19 protein-coding genes are annotated in these 21,317 nt (G+C 34.3%); 3 read left to right on the top strand and 16 right to left on the bottom strand.

Features of this window, described 5'->3' with window-relative positions:
• From H593_RS0115610 to H593_RS0115530, 16 genes are all read right to left on the bottom strand, one after another.
• Complete coding sequence (locus tag H593_RS0115610; RefSeq protein WP_028873273.1) at positions 1 to 1,005, bottom strand: glycosyltransferase; 1,005 nt, start codon at positions 1,003 to 1,005, stop codon at positions 1 to 3.
• Positions 998 to 1,990 carry a glycosyltransferase gene (locus H593_RS0115605; protein ID WP_028873272.1) on the bottom strand — a complete coding sequence of 331 codons (993 nt, stop codon included), beginning with the start codon at positions 1,988 to 1,990 and terminating at the stop codon, positions 998 to 1,000. The genes H593_RS0115610 and H593_RS0115605 overlap by 8 nt, the downstream gene beginning before the upstream one ends.
• Complete coding sequence (locus H593_RS0115600) at positions 1,975 to 2,793, bottom strand: putative capsular polysaccharide synthesis family protein (RefSeq protein WP_028873271.1); 819 nt, start codon at positions 2,791 to 2,793, stop codon at positions 1,975 to 1,977. The genes H593_RS0115605 and H593_RS0115600 overlap by 16 nt, the downstream gene beginning before the upstream one ends.
• A 166-nt stretch (positions 2,794 to 2,959) precedes the next feature.
• Entirely contained in the window at positions 2,960 to 4,117 is a 1,158-nt protein-coding gene (locus H593_RS0115595; RefSeq protein WP_028873270.1) for a glycosyltransferase family 4 protein, read from the bottom strand.
• A 28-nt stretch (positions 4,118 to 4,145) separates the two neighbouring features.
• Complete coding sequence (locus H593_RS20220) at positions 4,146 to 5,078, bottom strand: glycosyltransferase family 2 protein (RefSeq protein WP_051229778.1); 933 nt, start codon at positions 5,076 to 5,078, stop codon at positions 4,146 to 4,148.
• Between the two features lie 389 nt (positions 5,079 to 5,467).
• On the bottom strand, positions 5,468 to 5,626 hold the full coding sequence (locus H593_RS21620) for a hypothetical protein (protein ID WP_425414366.1): 159 nt from the start codon (positions 5,624 to 5,626) through the stop codon (positions 5,468 to 5,470).
• A gap of 181 nt (positions 5,627 to 5,807) precedes the next feature.
• Entirely contained in the window at positions 5,808 to 6,686 is an 879-nt protein-coding gene (locus H593_RS0115575; protein ID WP_028873269.1) for a sulfotransferase family protein, read from the bottom strand.
• Positions 6,683 to 7,756: a DegT/DnrJ/EryC1/StrS family aminotransferase gene (locus H593_RS0115570; protein WP_028873268.1), complete on the bottom strand. Its 1,074-nt coding sequence runs from the start codon at positions 7,754 to 7,756 to the stop codon at positions 6,683 to 6,685. Before H593_RS0115570 ends, H593_RS0115575 begins: the two co-directional genes overlap by 4 nt.
• A 5-nt stretch (positions 7,757 to 7,761) precedes the next feature.
• A complete protein-coding gene (locus H593_RS19500) occupies positions 7,762 to 8,889 on the bottom strand; it encodes an FkbM family methyltransferase (RefSeq protein WP_051229777.1) in 1,128 nt (375 codons plus the stop codon).
• Positions 8,890 to 8,901: 12 nt separating this feature from the next.
• Positions 8,902 to 10,137, bottom strand: a complete 1,236-nt coding sequence (locus H593_RS0115560; RefSeq protein WP_028873267.1) for an ABC transporter ATP-binding protein — start codon at positions 10,135 to 10,137, stop codon at positions 8,902 to 8,904.
• 65 nt (positions 10,138 to 10,202) lie between these two features.
• A complete protein-coding gene (locus tag H593_RS0115555; protein ID WP_028873266.1) occupies positions 10,203 to 11,048 on the bottom strand; it encodes an ABC transporter permease in 846 nt (281 codons plus the stop codon).
• A gap of 236 nt (positions 11,049 to 11,284) precedes the next feature.
• Positions 11,285 to 12,265, bottom strand: coding sequence for an SDR family oxidoreductase (locus tag H593_RS0115550; RefSeq protein WP_028873265.1), 981 nt, complete (start codon positions 12,263 to 12,265; stop codon positions 11,285 to 11,287).
• Positions 12,265 to 13,557 carry a nucleotide sugar dehydrogenase gene (locus H593_RS0115545; protein WP_028873264.1) on the bottom strand — a complete coding sequence of 431 codons (1,293 nt, stop codon included), beginning with the start codon at positions 13,555 to 13,557 and terminating at the stop codon, positions 12,265 to 12,267. The genes H593_RS0115550 and H593_RS0115545 overlap by 1 nt, the downstream gene beginning before the upstream one ends.
• Positions 13,558 to 13,559: 2 nt before the next feature.
• Positions 13,560 to 14,147: a sugar transferase gene (locus H593_RS0115540; RefSeq protein ID WP_245585068.1), complete on the bottom strand. Its 588-nt coding sequence runs from the start codon at positions 14,145 to 14,147 to the stop codon at positions 13,560 to 13,562.
• A gap of 1 nt (position 14,148) precedes the next feature.
• Positions 14,149 to 16,626, bottom strand: a complete 2,478-nt coding sequence (locus H593_RS0115535) for an exopolysaccharide transport family protein (protein WP_028873262.1) — start codon at positions 16,624 to 16,626, stop codon at positions 14,149 to 14,151.
• Positions 16,627 to 16,629: 3 nt separating this feature from the next.
• Positions 16,630 to 17,421 carry a polysaccharide biosynthesis/export family protein gene (locus H593_RS0115530; RefSeq protein WP_028873261.1) on the bottom strand — a complete coding sequence of 264 codons (792 nt, stop codon included), beginning with the start codon at positions 17,419 to 17,421 and terminating at the stop codon, positions 16,630 to 16,632.
• A gap of 104 nt (positions 17,422 to 17,525) precedes the next feature.
• On the opposite strand from H593_RS0115530, the gene H593_RS0115525 reads away from it, so the two are divergent.
• From H593_RS0115525 to H593_RS0115515, 3 genes are all read left to right on the top strand, one after another.
• Positions 17,526 to 19,394 (top strand): ABC-F family ATP-binding cassette domain-containing protein, encoded by a 1,869-nt coding sequence (locus tag H593_RS0115525; protein ID WP_028873260.1) that lies wholly within the window; start codon positions 17,526 to 17,528, stop codon positions 19,392 to 19,394.
• Between the two features lie 187 nt (positions 19,395 to 19,581).
• Positions 19,582 to 20,319 (top strand): O-methyltransferase, encoded by a 738-nt coding sequence (locus H593_RS0115520; RefSeq protein ID WP_245585067.1) that lies wholly within the window; start codon positions 19,582 to 19,584, stop codon positions 20,317 to 20,319.
• A 115-nt stretch (positions 20,320 to 20,434) separates the two neighbouring features.
• Positions 20,435 to 21,121, top strand: a complete 687-nt coding sequence (locus H593_RS0115515) for an ABC transporter ATP-binding protein (protein ID WP_028873258.1) — start codon at positions 20,435 to 20,437, stop codon at positions 21,119 to 21,121.
• The last annotated feature ends 196 nt before the right edge of the window (positions 21,122 to 21,317 follow it).

Genomic DNA, 21,317 nt, shown 5'->3' with positions numbered 1-21,317 from the left:
TTAATCAAAATTATTTTTATTAGTTGTTTGAGCCCATGACCTCACTGATTTTAAGTTTTCAAGATAAATTGAAGCGTAAAATACCTTATACTTGAAATATCTAAAATAATCTTTAGCGGCTTCCTTTTTATCGAAATCTCCAAACTTTAAATTAATAACATTTTTAATAAGTATAGAAGGCATTCCAGTTAAAACTGACCGGTATAAGCTATATTTAGTTTTTGGTTTTCCGCTTAAAACATCTCTGTATGGCCAAAGAATAAAATTAGAATACGATAGTTCCTTACGTAATTCAGACACATACGCCTTATACAATCTTCCTTTCGTCATAAAATGCTTAAAATACAAACGCTCATCATACCAAATTTTATATCCTAATAGGCGTAAGGCATAACAATATTCTGTATCTCCACCAGAGCTTAAACTATCCCCTTTTCTACAGCTTAACAGATGGTTAAAGCCTAAGGCTTTTAATTGCAACCAATGCGATTTGCGCAACACCATACCTGCCCCATACAAACAGCCTTTTTTATGTGTAATATCACCACTACGTTTGCCTTGTTTTACAACAACATAATATTTGGTGTATTTATCAAACCACTCAGGTTTTTTAGACTCAAAAACTCCATCGCACCAACCACCTAAAGCCCCAATACTAGCGTTTTCAGTCATTATAGCATAGGCAGTTTGCACATAAATATCGCATAACCAGTTATCGTCATCACAAACCAAAATATACTCGTATTGTGCTTGATCATAGCCCAAATCTTGTGCATATGATTTCCCTGGAATTGGTTGCACAAAAGAACGATAGCTTATAAGTGATGATTCATTTAGTTGCCACCAATGATCTGCGAACTCTTTTGTACCATCTGTGGATGCATTATCTACAAAAATAATTTCACAAGGAACAGTGATTTTCTGAGCCGCTAAATGCTTAAACGTTTCCTCAAGTCTATTTTTACCATTATACGTGCATAGTACAATTGAAACCCCTTTAATCATGCTGTATTTTTTTTAAAGCTACTCTCGTGTTGTAATAAAAGTAAATGTGTTTTAAGAATAACTTTTTAACTTCTATTTTATTTTTTATAAACATGGCTTTATTAGTTTCTAGTTGTTTTAGTTCCTTATTTTGAGTATAGATATAAATAATAGATTGTTGTACTTTTTTAAGGATAGATTTAAGTGTTACTGGGTTATTCTTAAAAGTATCTGAATACATACCCAACACAAAATTAGACCAATACATAGAGGTTCTTAGTTTTACTAAATAGTCCCACTGCATTCTGGCTTTAGGCATATAATGGTAAAAAAATAAGGATTCATGAAACATTACTGGTACATCCATTAATTTTAAACCATAAATTAGTTCAACATCGCCTCCACTCGATAATTGCTTACCTTTTCTATCTGTAAGAATATTTTTAAAACCTTTTTGTTTTAATCGTTTGATGGTATCTCCCCGTAATGCTAATCCTGCGCCATATATATATTGGTTCGCTTTAGTTAATAACCCTGTGTTTGGAACCGGTTTACCCACTGCAAAATTACCCGAAAAAACATCAAACCATTCTGGTTTATCGGCTTCAAATACAGCCGAACTCCAACCGCCTAATGCGCCAAGTTGTGGATTGTCTTTAAAGGTATTAAACACGGTTTCTACATAATCGTACTGTAACCAATTATCGTCATCACAAAACAGAAAAATATCATATTTAGAAACAGACATGCCTTTCTCTCGTGCCAATGATAAACCAGGATTAGCTTCATCTACAAGCTTCAGAACCACTGGCGCTCCTAATGTTGCCCAGATAGACTGTGCAGCTTCCACAGTGCGATCTGTAGAATTATTATTGACTAAAACAATTTCCCATGCTAAAGCACTGTTTACTTTTTGAGCTGCCAGATACTTTAAAGTTTCAGGCAATCTTTTTGCACTATTATAACAGCAAAGTATCACACTTACACCATTTATATTTTTGTCCATCGGTCTTTAAAATTTTCAATTTGAGTTGGATTATAAAACGTGTTTATATATTGTGAATTATAAATAGTCTCTACTTTAGTTAAAGGAAGATGAAAAAGCGTTTTAATCTTTTTATTAAGCAGTCCAGACGCTCTAGATGACGTTATGTTTTCTTTATGTAACACATATTCATCTGTGCCAATAAACACATTCATTGCTTCATTATACACCGCATTCAACTGTTCTAATTGCATCACTAGGATTGGTGTATTATTTGAACTGTAAGTTTGATAGCCTTTATCTTTATCAAATTTTGAATTAAAAACGTTTAGACCCGTAAACTCCAAAAAATCGGTTTCAAACCAATTCGCAGCATATAAAAAATCATTAGAATTCAAATAACCCAGAATCTGTTCTGGTGTTACTTCAGTAATATCATCAACATCAAAAACATGTTGCCAAGCTTGAAAAATCCCAGATATATCTCTTGCTATTGGATCTCTCGTCAATGTGATGATTTTTACATTCCAACGTTTTTTATTAAAAAGTGCAAACAACTTGTCTGCCGTTTTAAGGTTGTTCTTAAAAATTGTATGATCGTTTTTAAATTTGTGCAACCAAGTATCCCCTAAAAAATGAACATGATGAATTTCTTTATATGGGAATTTTTGTTTTAGGGAATAATATACCGAAGAAGACCCTACTTTACTCATCGTATACACTAAAATCAAGTCACGATCTGTACCTAAACGGGTATAGTATTGTTTTTTTAAAAAGTGATAAACATGTTTAATTCTTGTTAAGAATAGTTTTTTTCCTTGCATATATAGCTTAAGTGCAATTTATTTATGTTACAAACATAAACCATTAGTGCTAAAATATTGGTGAAATTTTAAAACAAATTCATAACGTAAAGAGGCCATAACACCTTTTAAAGGATAAAAAAATGGGCATTTTTATATAATTCTAACCTGCTAGTCAATTCATTATTTAATCGAGGTTTTCAATAACAGTAACAAAGTCATCTATGGGATTCTCAGTCACTAATGAATTGAGGTGGTCTCGAGAAACAATTCCTAAAGATTCCCAATTCTCTCGGTTAGACCAAGCACGCTCCAAAGCAGCATCTAAGGCTCTAGAAGTAAAACTATGCGCTATAAATCCAGTTTTACCATCAACTACAAGACGCTCAGCGTCACCTACCGCAGTACTAATCACCATACGCCCAAAAGACATAGCCTCTAACATTGCCAAGGATTGCCCTTCCATACGAGAAGGCAAAATACAGCCCATATTATGCGCCCAAATTTTGATTTTATCTACTTCATATCCCATAAACAGCACCTTTTCTTCCAATCCATATCTCGTGACCAGTCTCTCTAACTGTTTCCTGTTTACACCTCCTCCATAAAGCTGCAGCTGTATGGGCCGAGATTTCCATTTCTCTTGTCCTAGTACTGTCAATAGTAAATCTTGGCCCTTGTGAAACGTTTTTAAATTGGCAACACAAGCTAAGGTATACTTATCTCTTGTACCCGAATACGGCAAATACGCTTGATTATGTATAAAAGGATTATTGACATATTTCACGCGCTGTAACGTAACGCCAAGCATACGTTGGGTAAGCTCTGCATTATCTCCATTTAAAAAACAAACCAGTTTAGCTCCTTCATAGCTTCTCAGTAAAGCTTCTAATGTACCATCGGTCACCATTCTTAAATCTGTAGCCAATTGCACTAAAAGCACATAAGGCACACTTTTGTCTTGTAAAACTTTGGTATAGCTTGGCAAGCTACGGTTCATGCTATCACATAAAGAAATTACAGCCAAATCATAACGCTTCAATTCTGGTACGTTTTGAAAAGGACTAGCACTATAGACATCCTTAGAATTCAATAATTTATTAGCAATGCGTTTTATTAACCTATTTTTATGTTTTGATGATCTAAAATACAAATGCACGCCCGCTTCCACCAAAGAATTCCATGCCTGTGGACGTCGATCCCATTGTTTTACCAATGCATCAACAGTATGGGTATTGGATAAAACTTTGGCCGCCTCACTCCATAAAATCTCACTGCCTCCCCAAGAAGCGCCATCGTTATCTGATATAAATAGTAGTTTTTTAAAACCATTTGCTTGAGTCATATTACTCTTGAAATCAACAAAATTATTATCATAGATATTGTTTCGATTTATAATTATAATATTTCGACAACATTTTATAATAAAATCCTGAAATATGATAATTGTATTGCTTGTTAAATTTTGATATTTTTAAAGCCGAATTTTTCTTTTTTGTATATAAAACTGGACGATATTGGGAATCAAACAATAGATCTTTAGCTATTTTTCTTGTAAATTTTAAATGTTGATAAAAAGCTTTTCTAAATTCTTTTTTGTTTTTATATAGCTTACCATGAATCCCATTGGCGTGTATTCTATAAAATCCCATTTCACCAGATAATACCATGGCCTTACTATTTGATTCCTTTAGTACCATTAGTACAATGGCCAAATCTCCAAAAGGAGATTTAATAAACCATTTCGGTAATTCATGACCAATTACATTTTTTTTAAACATAATAGAACAAGAAGCCGTTAGGTTATTTATAATATAATCTTCAATACTATAGATTCTATTTTCTTTACAATCTGGTAATAGTTTTTTACTGCCATCAAATGTATTGTATTCAATTACATTATGAAAACAAATAGCGAAATCTTGGTTTTCCTCCAAAAAATCCACTTGTTTTTGTAATTTTAATGCATCAGTCCAGTAATCATCCCCATCTAATAATGCAATATATTTACCTTGACAGTTATCTATAATATTTTTAAAATTATAGAGTCTTCCTAATCGCCGCCTATCTTTCCAATATTCACCTCCAATCGGGCGGTCTAAAATATTAAAATAGACATTTTCTGTGCATTCGTACGATTTAATGATGTCTAAGGTATTATCGGTAGAAAAATCATCACCCACAACTATCTCAACTTTAAAGCTAGTTTTTTGCCTTAGAATGCTCTCAACTGCCTCTCGAATATAGGGTTCATTATTATAAACCATCAACCTGACACTTACTAATGGTTTTTGGACTTTAGACATTTTTTATTATTTTATAAAACAGTTGTCCTTGTAAAAACATTTCTTCTATGCCGTAGGCACTAAAAGAAACAAACTTAAAACTAGGAAATGATTGCTACGTATCTTTCAGTAAGTCCCATTCTCGTTGAAAACCCTAAGTATTAGTCTCCATATAATTAGAAACTACAGATGTCAAAACGGTAATATTATTTCTATTATTATAATCACCAAACATCTTTACCATTAAATCATTATCAACAACCATAGTAGTTTTTGAAACATTTTGAAATTGATTTTAAAGACTTTTCAGATTTTAAAGCAGTCCATATAATTTTTCGTTTTTTTAAATTATCTAATTGAGCTTCTAAATTGTAATAACCAATCACTTTACCCCTCAACAGTTTTGCTTGTTACAATTTTCGCTTTGAAAATATGTAATCTAATAACAATACTTTATTTTTATTTGAACCCTCATTAACCATTATAATTTCTATAGTATTTTGATTAGAAAAATTAAGTGCAGAGGCTAATGCCTCTTTAACAAAATCTACTATGTTATAACATAGAATAACGATACTTAATTTTGGTTCATTAATTATATCTCACTATCTGTGACGAATATACATATTATAGATTTTCCGTAGCAATCGATTCTTCGGAAAGATTAACTTCAAATGAAAATTTGTTTTTTTGAGAGATAATGCTTTTAAAGTTTACTCTAAAGATGAAACTTGATTATAACATTGTAATCTAACACTCAGTATTATAATCAAATAATTTTAAAGATTTTTTTGCAATTTCATTAAATTCTTCAATTTCAGTTAAAGATAATTTTTTTTTATATATCCCAATATTTGAGGGGTCTAAAGGACTCAAAGTCTTTAATTTCCATGCAATAGTTTCTTCAGGCTCTATTTTTCTAAGAGCATTAGAAATATAAAACTCCTTCATCTCAGTCTCAAATGTCAAACCAAGTTTATTTAAAATTTCATTCAAAGTTTTTTCAGAATTTAAAACTAAATCTTCGTACCTAATATATATGTAGTTTTTATAATTGTGAAAGAAATCAAATATACTTAGATTCGCTTTATTCCAATCGTTTGCAATTTCAGATATAGAATAAGGTAAAGTTGGCTTATACTTATAAGCTTTTGAAATTCCATTAATTTCACGATAAGAATTTGCGACATCTCTACCATCTCTGACCAAATGAATAATGTAGCTATCTGGAATGATTGTAATTATATCTTCTAAGTGATTTATATAATAATTATTTTTATCTCCTAAAAACTGTGGTTCTTTATCGTCTAATTTCGCATAAGCTAAATAAACACATTGCACTAATTCAATATAATTCTTTGGTTGATTTCTAGATATTACTTCAAATAATGACAAATTAGAAATATTCCAAGTTTCAAATTTCTTAGAAGCTTGTACATCACTAATGAAGTTATCAATATCTATTTTATTTATATTTATAACATTCCAAGAATTATACTTTTGAGCCAGCCATAATAAAAAACCGCACTCTGGTGGAACAGTAATATTAGAATGGTTATTTAACATTAATCGCAATAGGCTAGTTCCTGACCTTGGATTTCCTAAAATAAAAAACTGCTTTTTATTCATAAATTATTTTCAATAACTTTTACGATCGTTTCAATCTCATTTCTTTCTAAACCGAAATACAAGGGTAAACAAAGAATACGTTTACTTATCGATTCAGAAATTGGCATTTCCTGAACTTTGACATAATCTAAAGTATTTAGGGAAGGATAAAAATAACGTCTTGGGAAGACACCGTTTTGAGCTAAGGCGTCTTTTACTTTGAGTAATTGCTTTTCGTTTTTAAAAATTAAAGGGTAATAACAATAATTCCATTTTGTACCCTCTCTAATTTTAAGAAAATTAACTTCTAAATGATTTAAAAGTAGGTCATAATAATTTACTACAGATTTCCTGCTTTCAAATATCTCTTCACTGTAAGGCAACACAGCTAAACCCATTGCTGCTTGTAATTCACTCATTTTAGCATTTATACCTATTCCCATAAATATATCTGGACCATTGTGACCAAAATTGTGATGATAATATAAATCAGTATGAAGTTTTGAGGATTTTGCAACAAAAGCGCCTCCCTCTCCTGTATGAAATATTTTAGTTGCATGAAAACTCAAAGTACTTACATCACCATAATTTAAAATAGATTGACCATTGTATTCGACACCAAAACAATGAGCAGCATCATAAATAACTTTCAAATTATGTTTTTGAGCTATTTTATTTATAAAATCAACATTACAAGGATTACCAAATACGTGGGTAGCTAATATAGCGCAAGTATTTGAAGTTATGGCTTCTTCGATCTTTTGCTCGTCGATTGTTAAGTAATCTGGATCTATATCTACAAAAATAGGTTCACACCCTTCCCAAACAATACTTGAAGTTGTTGCGACATAACTAAAAGGTGTGGTTATTATTTCTCCTTTCAATTTCAAACCTTTAATAGCTATTTGAATTGGGATAGTACCATTAGTCGTTAAAGTCAAATTTTCTATACCCAGTTTTTGTTTCAGTTTAGCCTCTAATTCCTTAACTAAAACACCTCTATTCGTTATCCAACTTGATTCCCATGCTCTTTTAAGAATTTCTTGATATTCTTTTTGAGGAGGCAAAAAAGTTTTAGTAACATGTATCATTTAAATTAGATTTTAACTCTAGGTTTTGCGAAACAAATTGTTTCTTCAGAATGTATAGTGTAATGCCCAATAAATATTTCATAATCTAAATTTAAACTTAGTATCCATTTAGGTATTTTTGCGAAATCATGAATACTATGGTAGATAGCAATTGCTAACTTCGGTCTAAATTTCATTATAGTTTCTACTGCTCCCTCCAATGCTATGGGTTCAGCTCCTTCAATATCCATTTTGATAAAATCAACTTTATCTAAATTTCTTAATTTCACAAAATCATCAATAGAAACAGTTTTGGCAGTTCCTGTTTGTTCTTCGAAAGGTTCAAATTCTACTTTACTTCCTGGCCCATTATCTTTAAAATAAATGTCTTGATCTGACTTATTAGATATGGGGTGTTCAACTAGATCAATAATAGATTTTAAATCAGGATTAAAATTAGTATTGATATTGAACAACTTGATATTATCAGGTATAAATTCAAATGAATATACCTTACCCTCTAAACCGACCTTATCAGAAAAATAGAGAGCAGTATCTCCCCAACAACCCCCTAAATCAAGAACTACATCATTTTTTTCAGCTTCCACTAAAACTTGACCATTTAGTTTATAAGCATATTGTTCTATAATAAAATCAACAGCAACACGAGATTCTGAGAAATAAAGATTAATATTAAAATCTATCTTACGTAAATTAAATTTATGCAACATAAAATGCATGAATTTTGGATCATAGGAATCACTATAGTCAACTAAAGACTTAGCCGTTTCTATGGCTTGCCAATAAGCTTTATTATTTCTTGGCAACTTGACTTTTTTATACCCTAGAACTCGATAAGCCAATAAACTTAACACAAGCTCTTTATCCGTTTCTCCAATGTTATCCCAAATATATTCAAACTCTTCAATATAAGGATCAATCAACTCGTCAGCTTTTAAAATATAGCTTTGACGCTCAGGATAATAGTTTAAAATATGTTTTGCTAGTCTTTTTATTTTTTTCTTTAAATTCTCCCCAACATTATCATTGCCCATATAATCTCCAAAACGATATTGGTCAAAGTTATCAATACCAAAATTATTAGATAATGATTTAGCAATTTCTATATATAATGAATTCTTAAATTTGGTCATAGCAACATTTCTCTATTTGGATGAAGAATTTATTAATTTAGAATTAAGCAAAAATGGTGTCCACATCTGTTTTTCATGCTCCACTTTTAAAGTTATTGCTTTGTGTAATTTGTAATGCACATTAAATGCCGCATCTTCAGAAACATTTAATGTGATATTATAAATTCCTTTTGACAAGTAAATATGCTCTAATGATACTAAATATTCAATTGTTGTGTCCTTTTTAATAGCATCAAAACTTTGATTATCTGGATATATTTCGGCAATAGCTCTCTGTTCTTTATCATAAACAGCTAAAGAAATATAAGGTTTTCTTGTAAGATTATAGTTTTCTATTTTAAGATTTAGTTGAATACTCGAACCCCATTTAATATTGTAACAACTGTCAATACATTCAACATTAAGAACAGAAGCATTATTCAAACTAACTGAATTATCAGTAAAAACTACATTTGCCTTTTCATCTGTCAAAAATTTATTGTAGTAGTAATCAATTCCCTTTGATACATTTTCACCTTGAAACTTAGCCTCACCTTTTTCCATCAATATGATATGGTTGCAAATACGAGAAATCATCGGCATATTATGGCTTACAAATATCACAGCGGTATGTGGTAAAATGGCATCAATAGTTTTAAAACACTTTAAAATAAACCCTAAATCACCCACAGCCAATACTTCATCAATAATTAATACATCAGGTTCCATTTGAGCAGCTACCGCAAAACCCAAACGTACTTTCATCCCTGAGCTATAGTGTTGCACAGGCATATCTATAAATTCTTCGAGCTCAGCAAATTCAATAATAGTTTCTAATTTATCATCAATCTCTTTCCGGCTGAAGCCTAAAATAGCCCCGTTATTATAAATATTTTCACGACCGCTTAAAATAGGGTTGAAACCGGCACCCAATTCTATAAGCGCTCCTACACGTCCTTTTATAGTTACTTTGCCTTCATCTGGATTAATAAGACCATTAAGTATTTTTAACAACGTACTTTTACCTGCCCCGTTATGCCCTATTAAACCTAAACATTGACCTCTACGTAATTCAAAATTAATATCCTTTACTGCCCAAAACTCTTTAGAGCGCAACTTACGTTCTTGCGTTGATCCTGTTACGCCACTCACCAAATCCTTAACGCCATACCAGAGGCTTGTTTTAAGATTTTTACAAAATTTCTTGCTTAAGCCTTCCACTTTAACAAGAACTTCTTTATCCGTTACTATACGCTTGCTTTTTAGCATTTAATTTATAATCGTTTTTGTTTGTGATCTGTACTTTCTTCTGTTATACCTAAAAACTAATATTCCTATGCACTTAAGCGCTCTACAATAATGGGGATTGAAATACGATAGATAATCAACCCTAAAAATAATAAAGGGATACATCCAACCAAAACTATTAAAAAATAATTGATATACTCTGGTGTAAAACCAACTACCAAATCACGAGCAGTTACTACGATAGGTGTAATAGGATTCCAAATCATAATTGTTCTCATAATACCAGTTTTAGGTATAGCATAGACCACAGGTGTAACATACATTAAGAATTGCATTCCAAAAGTAATAATTTTACCAATATCTTTATAAAGGAGACCCATAGGTGTTAAAAACAACCCCAAAGTAGTTCCAAAAACAATAGCTCCTAGCATGGCTATTGGAAACAATAATAAACTCCATTGAAACCCAACGCCATAAAAGAAAACAAATAAGACTAAAAGAACAATTTTTATAGAACTATCAAATAATAACTTATAAACACCCGAAAGTAACAAAGCCTCTTTTGGAAAATTAATTTTAGTGAGTATCCCTTTTGCCGCTTGGGTACTTTGCATTGGAGAATTAATAGATGAGACAATAATAGACCAAATTAAAGTTCCCGAAAAAGCATATACTGGATACGGAATACCCGTATCCGATAATCTAATCGTACCGCTACTGTTTAAAAAAACCCATACAGCAGCTGTGGTTAACGGCATTATAAAAGCCCAAACAATACCTAAATACGATTGCCGATACATGGCTTTAATATCACGTTCTGCCAATTGTTTCGCCAAAAAACGTGATTGGTACATATCACCTAAACTCGCTTTTAATAACGCACCAAACTTAATAGTACGCTCTTTTTGGTAAATTCGAGTCTCTAGAGCCATGGTTTATTACTGGTATTAAGAAAAAAAATCTAATTTTAATAGGGCTAATATACTAATTCCAAAGATAAACCAAAACAAAGGCAATAAGCTAAATAACTCATAAACATATAGTTTTGTGCAACGAAAACATACTTAATATTTTACTTCAACATAGTTTAATAAGCGAGCTATGTGAAGTGAAGTTAATTGGATATAAAACTATTATAAAGTGCTCAAAATCCATGCAAATTCAAATATTAGACATCAAAATTATCCCAAGTAATTTTCAAACCCTCCCTCACAGTAAACTGAGGTTCGTATCCCAATAGCGACTTGGCCTTATCAATATTTGCTAAAGAATCTCTAACATCGCCTTGTCGATTAGGCCCATAAATGGGATCCACTTTAGAGTTGGCAGCAGCCTTAAGAGACTCCCACAAATAGTTAATCGTAATCCGTTCTCCACAGGCCACATTGAAGACTTGGTTCTTCGCTTCTTTTGAAGCAAAAAAGCCTTTCACATTGGCTTGAACCACATTATCAATATAGGTGAAATCTCTGGTTTGCTCGCCATCCCCATTAATGTTTGGCGATTCCTCATCTTTAAGCGATTGCATAAATAATGGAATCACTGCGGCATACGCACCATCAGGGCTTTGTTTAGGGCCAAACACATTAAAATAACGCAAACCGATCACATCGGTATCATAGGTGATCCCAAACACATTAGCATACAACTCATTCACCAATTTTGTCACTGCATACGGCGATAAGGGGTTACCAATAGTATCTTCTACTTTGGGTAAGGTAGGACTATCACCATAAGTTGAACTTGATGCGGCATAAATCATACGCTTCACCGTCGTTGAATCTTTAAGCGCCACCATCATATTTAAAAACCCCGAAATATTCACTGCATTCGTCAGTGCAGGGTCATTTATAGAGCGTGGAACAGACCCTAAAGCGGCTTGATGCGACACATAATCCATCCCGTTCATAGCGTCTTTACAGGTTTCTAAATCTCTAATATCGCCTTCCATAAGCTCAAAAGCGGGATTGGCATGAAACTCCGTTAAATTGTACCGGTGTCCATTAGAAAAATCATCTAAAACCCGTACTTTTTTAGCCTTATACTTTAAGAGGTATTCAACAAGGTTAGAGCCTATAAAACCGCCCCCTCCTGTTATTAAAAATGATAACTGACTTAAATCCTGATGGTGATAGTTGTTCTCGTACATTATAATCTCGCGTCTACGGTGTCTTTTGGCAATAATGATTTTACATCAAAAATAACACCTATGTCTGATTTCAATTTTTGTAAATCTATTTTTAAAAATTCGTTGTGTGATACCGCTAATACAATAGCATCATAATCTGTTTTTAATTGAGAGGCGCTATCTAATAAGTCAAAACCATATTCATGAGTGACCTCTTCTTTGGATGCCCATGGATCAAAAACATCCACATTAATATTATAAGATTCAAACTCTTCAATGATATCAATAACTCTTGAATTTCTAATATCTGGACAGTTTTCTTTAAATGTAATTCCTAAAACAAGCACATTAGAATCTTTAATTCTAGCGCCTTTTTTAATCATCATCTTTACTGTTTCTTGTGCCACGTAACTTCCCATACTATCATTCATCTTGCGACCTGCCAATATGATTTCTGGGTTATACCCAGATTCTATGGCTTTTTGAGCTAAATAATAAGGATCCACACCAATACAATGTCCGCCCACTAATCCTGGAGAAAAGTTGATGAAGTTCCATTTAGTCCCTGCGGCTTCCAATACTGCTTTTGTATCGATATCTAACAGTCTAAAGATCTTTGATAATTCATTGACAAACGCAATGTTAATATCGCGTTGTGAGTTCTCAATAACTTTTGCGGCCTCAGCCACCTTAATTGATGGTGCCGAGTGTGTTCCTGCAGTGATAATTGATTTATACAAATCATCAACTACTTTGGCAATCTCAGGAGTAGACCCTGAGGTCACTTTCAATATTTTAGTGACGGTATGTGTTTTATCGCCGGGATTGATACGTTCTGGAGAATAGCCTGCAAAGAAATCATCGTTGAATGTCAATCCCGAAAGCTCTGCCAAAATAGGCACACAAATATCTTCAGTAGCACCAGGATAGACTGTCGATTCATAGATGACAATATCTCCTTTTTTAAGCACTTTCCCAACACTTTCACTCGCTTTAATTAAGGGTGTAAAGACAGGTCTTTTAAGGGCATCTGTTGGTGTTGGCACTGTAACAATATAAATATTAGAATCTGCGATATGGCTTGTGTCCTTAGTGATGAACAATCCCGTTTTAGCATTTGGATCTGTGGTCAACACCGACTTTAAATGATCGTCTTCAACTTCTAAGGTTTTATCGATACCATTATTAAGCTCATCGATGCGTTTTTCATTGATATCAAATCCAATGACCCTATATTTTTTAGCAAACTCTACCGCTAATGGCAATCCTACATATCCTAAACCTAGGATGGTTATTTTTTTACTGGTATTCATGTTCAGTTCCGTATAGATTTAGTAATAAAATACAAATCTAAAGAAAAACTCCAATTTTGAACATACTTTTTATTGATTTCAATCTTATCAACCCAAATAATCGTTCTGTTGTATGTTTCTGGATCTGCCTGTTGCGACAATAAAGCTTCTTCGTTTTTATATTTCAATGTTGCTGGCCCAGTAATTCCTGGCTTAACCTTTAAAATCATCCTATCTTCTCCTTGCAACTGGTCTGCAAAACCTTTCACATCTGGTCGTGGCCCAACAAAGCTCATGTTCCCGATAAGCACATTAAAAAGCTGAGGGAGTTCATCTATTTTAGAGACTCTTAGAAATTGTCCTAATCGCGTCGCACTTACCTTAAGGTGTCCTAATTGATGCGTTCCTGCTTTAAGTGTTCTCAGTTTAAATATTTTAAAAACTTGACCATATTGTCCAATCCTGTCTTGAGAAAAGAGTCCAAACTGCTGGGTATCGATGCTGGCTACCAGCACAAGAACGAGAATGGGAAAGAGCACCACAGGCAACACCAAGCAACTCAACACCACGTCAAAACCTCTTTTAAGCACCAGCTGGGAGTTCGTGATCACCTTATAGTCTTTTAAGAAGTCTCTTAAAACGTGCCCAAACTGTTTTACCACCATCTTGCTCATGGTAGGCATTACCATAAACGCCATAGCCATAGCCATAGCCGTATCCATAGCCATAACCATAGTTATGATTGGTTTTGTGTTTATAGAAATTCATTACAAAACTGATGTTCTTCACTTCTCCTGCTCTGTGTTTGGCGTTAATCAAGGCTAACATTCCCTTTTTAGTATAATCTAAACGTACAATAAAAATGGTCGCATCTGCATATTGGGTAAGCTCGAGTGCATCTGTCACCAAACCTAAAGGCGGTGTATCTAAGACAATCATATCATAATCCTGCCGCAACTGCGCGATCAACATATGCAACTGATCGCTCATCAATAATTCTGAAGGATTGGGAGGCACAGGGCCAGAGGATACCACATCTAAATTATCAATATGGGAGCTATACTTCACCTCATCAAAGGTGGATTCTCCAATTAAATAATTGACAATACCTTTATTATTAGTAATGTTAAAATCCCCAAATATTTTTGGTTTTCGCAAATCTAAACCCAAGAGTATGGTCTTTTTACCGGATAAGGCATAGACCGTTGCCATGTTTATAGAACAAAAGGTTTTTCCTTCTCCACTTACCGAAGACGTGATCATTAGCGTCTTACCTCCGGGTTTAGCTTGCCTTTTATATAAAAACTGAAGACTGGAACGGATGGATCTAAAAGACTCTGCCACGGCAGACTTAGGCTTTTCAAAAACAACTAAATTATTCTTGTAATTGTATTTACCAATGAGTCCTAAAATAGGAATCTTAGACAATTGCTCCACTTCATCAGACCCATGAATGGTATTATCTAACAAAAACAAAGCAAAAATCAAGAACATGGGTATAAAAAAGCCCAACATCAAAGCCATCATATAATTAAGGGACTTATTAGGCCCAATGCGACCACCTCCAATATCCTTGGCTTCATCGATCACGTTGATATCTGATATATTGGCAGCTTTGACAATGGCTGCCTCACTGCGTTTTACCATATAAATATCATAGGCTTCTTGACTGATGTCTAACTTGCGTTGAATTTTGAGATACTCTTGTTGGTCTTCTGGCAAACCACTGAGTTTTGCTTCTAAATTGGCAATATTTCTACTGATGGTGGTCAACTGGATCCCAATCGTCTTTGTTGTGGCACTTATGGTTTCTAAAAGCACATTTTTTTCGGCATCAATACGTCGGTCTAACTCTTTAAATAAACCAGAGCCTTCTTTTGTGGTGTACTCTAAATTTTGACGCTCTGCTGCTAAGGTGACGATTTTTGAAACACTGGATAAAATATTACCTTCTTGAATACCTACCGATGTTGGTGCCGCAATCTCTGTATAATTTGTTTTTGTATTGAGGTAGTTTTCTAAATTATCTAAATACGATAATTTAGCGTTCTCTTGCTCCTTGGTGACATCATAGCCTCGCAATTGTTCTGAAATTTGAATAATTTCTTCGGAAACATCAAACACCTTATTTTCTCTTCTAAAGGCATTCATTTCATCTGAAAAATCTTTAAGATTCGTATTGACCGCTGCAAGACTAGAATCAATAAACTTGATGGTATTTGTGGCATATAAATTTTTGCGTTCTAACTCAGACCGACTCAATATGGCTGAGGTCGCATTTAAGTAAGCTACGATTTTAGCTTTGTTAGTTCCTGCGAGTTGCAACCGCAATATTGAGGACGCCGCTTGAGGCGCTGGGCCTATTATAATAGAATTTTGATACCGATTAACTATGGCATCAAAATTTAAAAAGTTAATATAGTATTCCGACTGTGGCTTGAGAGTGGCTGCAGGTTTAAAGACTAAGCGACCATTAAGAAAAGGAAGCTCAATAAGTGCTCCACTTTTGAAGGTCTTTTTAAAAACGCCAGTAGCGACAGTAACTTGTTTCACCGTTTGATTAGCATAGGTTTGCGCCGCTCGTCGATCGCCTTCAAACTCAGTAAACACTTCAAATTCAGTTGCATTTAAAATCCGAATCCCTATAGGATAACCTAAGACCTGAGGTTTAGACTTATCAAGTCTAAAATCAAAGGGGGCATTTTTATAGATGTCTTCCTTTCTATATGTACCTTCCACTAAATACTCCATATAAGATTGGAGAGAATCGACGACTTTCTCATTGTGCGTTCGTGTTCTAATCGCAGTAATGATCTTACCCACCTTACCAGACACGCCTCCCCAATTAAAAGAGATGCTCGTATTGGCCGTGAAAAAAGGGTTTTGCTCACTCTCTACAGAGATCAACGAATCTAGTTTGTAGACATTTTGCTTGCGCACATTAATATAATAAGCGACGGCAAGCGAGAATACTATAGATAGTAAAACAAATTTCCAAAGGTTTAGAATTTTAAATAAATACCCTCTAAAATCAAAACTGACTCTTCCCGTTTCTGAACCATCTGCGTCATGTTCTTCATTATAAGCCATAAATTACCTATTTATTAATAAGATGGTTGTGGTGATAAGCCCTAACACCGTGATGATTGTTTGTAAACTTTCTCTTCCATTTACGCCTACTCCCCAAGTTTTCTGTTTCACAGGCTTTACATAGATAATGTCATTGGGTTGGATGTAATAATAAGGAGAATTCAATACCTCAATATCTGTTAAATCTAACACATGTATTTGCTGACCTTGCGGATATTGCCTTATAATTTGAACTTCTTTTTTGTTTCCTGTTAATGGTATTTCGCCTGCGTTAGCAACCGCTTCAAAAATAGTAACCCGGTCTTTAAAAATGATTTGTGTCCCAGGAGATCCAACCTCTCCACTGGCCGTATAACTCAAACCCGCTAATTTAACCGTGACAAAAATATTGGCTGTAGCTTTAAACTGCTCGTCTAAAAGCTGCTGTTCAATCAACTGTTCAATCTCTTCGGTAGTGTACCCGAGCACATTAATCTTACCCAGCGTAGGGATTCTAATATTACCATGCACATCAATAGTAAAGCCATCAAAATAGGCGCGCTCAGCGCCACTTGCAGATAAATTCTCTTCTCCTGCTGGATTTAAAATACCCACAGACTCCTGGTCTAAAGCCTTCACGCGTACATTCAAAATATCATTAATTTGAACACGATAGGGTTTTTGTTGTTCTACCATGACCTGAGTCGAATCGGTCGCTGTATTTTTATTTTGAAGATAAACAATATCTTTATGTGGAATACAAGAGGTTGATAAGACACACAGTAAGACTCCTGTAAGCAATAATAATTTATTCATTTTAATAGTGCTTGTTGCTTCACAAATATACCTCATCACTATTAATATCAAAACAATTACTCGTTTTTTTGACTAATATCACTTTCTTTGTAAAAAAAAAAACTTTGAACTATATAACGGTAGAAAATATATCAAAATCTTATGGCGAATTAGAGCTCTTCTCAGACCTCTCCTTTAGCATCCATAAAGATGATAAAATAGCTTTTGTAGCTAAAAATGGAAGCGGAAAAACCTCCATCCTAAACATATTGTCTGGTGCAGACGTTCCAGACACTGGTCAAGTTGTCATGCGAAACGGTTTACGGGTCTCCTTTTTATCACAAGACCCTCAGTTTGATCCAAAATTAACGATTAACGATACGATTTTTAATTCTGAATCTCCACAACTCAAAATCATCGAGAATTACGATAAAGCACTACAAAATCCAGAAGATGCAGAAGCCTACCAAAAAGCTTTTGAGCAAATGGAAATCCATAACGCTTGGGAATTTGAACTCCAATTTAAACAAATTTTATCCAAACTTAATCTCGTTAATTTAGATCAAAAAATTAGTACGATGTCTGGCGGACAAATAAAACGTCTCGCCTTAGCACAAGCCTTAATTAGCAATCCAGATTTATTGGTGCTCGATGAGCCTACCAACCATTTGGATTTAGAAATGATAGAATGGCTAGAGCAATATTTTGCAAAAGCACAGTTTACCTTATTTATGGTCACTCACGACCGTTACTTCCTAGAACGTGTTTGTAATGAAATCATAGAGTTAGATCATGGGAAGATGTATACCTATAAAGGAAATTACACCTACTATCTAGAAAACAAAGAAACACGTGTTGCCCAAGAGCAAATCGAAACTGGTAAAGCCAAACAACTCTTCAAAAAAGAGCTCGAATGGATGCGTCGCCAACCCAAAGCAAGAACGACAAAATCGAAGTCGCGTATCGATGATTTCTCAGATATCAAAAAACGTGCACACCTGCGCAGAAGTGACCATAATATTGAATTAGAAATCAATATGGAGCGCTTAGGAAGTAAGATTGTTGAATTTCATAAAGTGTCAAAATCATTTGACGACCTCGTCATACTAGAGGACTTTGAATATGTATTTAAACGTGGTGAACGCATCGGTATTATTGGTAAAAATGGTACCGGGAAATCTACGTTCTTAAATATGTTGACCGATAGTCTGGCGCCCGATGCTGGAAAAATCATTATAGGAGAAACCGTAAAATTTGGGTATTATACTCAAGGGGGTATCAAAGTCAAACAAGGACAAAAAGTCATTGACGTCATCAAAGAATTTGGGGAATTTATCCCATTAACAAAAGGACGTCAAATTAGTGCAAAACAACTGTTAGAGCGTTTTCTTTTCGATGGAAAAAAACAGCATGATTTTGTAGAAAAATTAAGTGGTGGTGAACAAAAACGATTGTACCTATGTACGGTTTTGATTCAGAATCCTAATTTCTTAATCCTCGATGAGCCCACCAATGATTTAGATATTGTCACCTTAAATATTCTTGAAGACTTCTTGCTTGATTTCCCAGGATGCCTGCTTGTTGTTTCTCACGATAGATATTTTATGGATAAAATTGTCGATCACTTATTCGTATTTCGAGGTGATGGTGAAGTCCAAGATTTTCCTGGTAATTATTCTGATTTTCGCGACTATGAAGCGTCTAGTCCTCCTGTAGAAAAAGCGGATACAACAACCACTATATCTTCGGAAAAGAAACAAGACCAGAACAAAGCAGAGAAGTTAACTTACAACGAACAGAAAGAATATAAAAATCTAGAAAGTAAGATACGATCGTTAGAACTCGACAAGAAATCTATGGAAGAGAAATTCTTAGATGCCAGTTTATCTCAAGATCAAATCACCGAATTATCTCAAAAACTTCAAAAAATCATTACGACTATTGAAACAAAAGAAACGCGTTGGTTTGAGTTGGCAGATAGGCTTGGATTGTAACTAATTTTAAGGTGTTGAGGTGTTGTAAAAAATTGCTGTTGCTATGATTTTGGTTTTAAATACGCTGAAATTGTTGAGCTGCTTATTATGGCCTTGTGAAAACGATTGAATGTTACGCTCGTAAACTCATAACTTTTAACTTTTAACTTTAAAGGTGTTTCAAATCATCCAATACATAAAATTCTTATTGAAGTCCACCAACCAACATGGTGTGCATTCGCCCTTTGTTTATGATCTAGTGACGACATGCTTTTATGACCGCACACCACATGCAGCCTATCGAAAACTTAAGACCTACAGAACACAACTATTAAACAATAAAACCACTATTGCAATAAGCGATTTTGGTTCCGGCTCAAGAGTGTTTACATCTAATGAGCGCCCCATTAGCGCGATTGCAAAAAACTCGGGCACGCCTTTAAAACGCGCCCAGTTATTATATCGCATTGTTACTTATTTTAAACCAGAACACACCTTAGAATTAGGCACATCTTTAGGCATTGCAACGCAAGCAATAGCCTTAGGCCATCCTAAAAACAAGATTATCTCTCTTGAAGGTTGTCCTGCAATTTCAAAGTTTACTACAGCGCAACTTTCCGAAGCAGATATTGACAATGCAAACCTTATAACAGGTGCGTTTGAGACCAGCCTTCCGAAGTTAAAAGAAGCGTCCTACGACTTTATATTTTTTGATGGAAATCACAATAAAGCAGCAACACTCCACTATTTTGAGGTATTACTTGATAAAATGCACAATGACTCCGTATTCATTTTTGATGACATTCACTGGTCAAAAGACATGCTGGATGCTTGGGAACAGATCAAACGACACCCAAAAGTGACCGTAACGATTGATACCTTCTTTTGGGGATTTGTATTTTTTAGAAAAGAACAAGCCAAAGAAAATTTCACGATTAGAGTGTAACATCAGGAACGATTTAACGTCCTATTATAAATTGGAATCTGTAACTTGCGATGCGGCAATTTAGTGTTTCAAAATTGAGACCTTTTTAACTTTAAATACTTATAACTAATACACTATGAGCAACGTTATTGAAATTAGAGATATCATTCGTGATTTTCAACTGGGTCAAGAAACCGTTCACGTTTTAAAGGGCATCAATTTAGATATTGAACTAGGGGATTATGTCGCTATTATGGGACCTTCAGGTTCTGGTAAATCTACGCTCATGAATCTTTTGGGTTGCTTGGACACACCAACTGCGGGAGCTTATGTGCTCAATGGTAAGGATGTGAGTAAAATGAGTGATGACGATTTAGCCGAAATTAGAAATACCGAAATTGGCTTCGTATTTCAAACCTTCAACCTCTTACCACGAACCACTGCGCTAGACAACGTGGCTCTGCCCATGGTATATGCAGGAAAATCCAAAGCAGAACGCAACGAACGTGCCAAACAAGTCTTGACAGATGTTGGTCTTTCAGATCGTATGGACCACAAACCAAATCAACTCTCTGGTGGGCAACGTCAGCGTGTTGCTATTGGTCGCGCTTTAGTAAACAAACCCTCGATTATTTTGGCAGATGAACCAACCGGAAATCTTGATTCTAAAACAGGTGATGAAATTATGGCACTTTTTGATGACATCCACAAAGCAGGAAATACCGTCATTATGGTAACGCATGAAGAAGAGGTGGCTGCACATGCACGTCGCGTGATTAGACTACGTGATGGCGTAGTTGAGACAGATACTTTAAATTATTAGTTAAAATTAAAATTGAAGCATCTATCTGATTACCATAAGCTAACACTCAATTAATTTAGAATACAGAGTAAGCGCTAGGCTTGAATTTAAGACTTGGATGTACTCTTGTAAAACAACTCCTCTTAATTCAAAACTAGTTTTGAATTGTTCTCCTCTTTGAATAAAGAGGAGCGCTCACTAACTCAAATATATGGCT

Origin of the sequence: Psychroserpens burtonensis DSM 12212 (assembly GCF_000425305.1) — a bacterium.
GTDB lineage: Bacteria > Bacteroidota > Bacteroidia > Flavobacteriales > Flavobacteriaceae > Psychroserpens > Psychroserpens burtonensis.
This window is presented reverse-complemented; position numbering and strand designations above follow the sequence as displayed.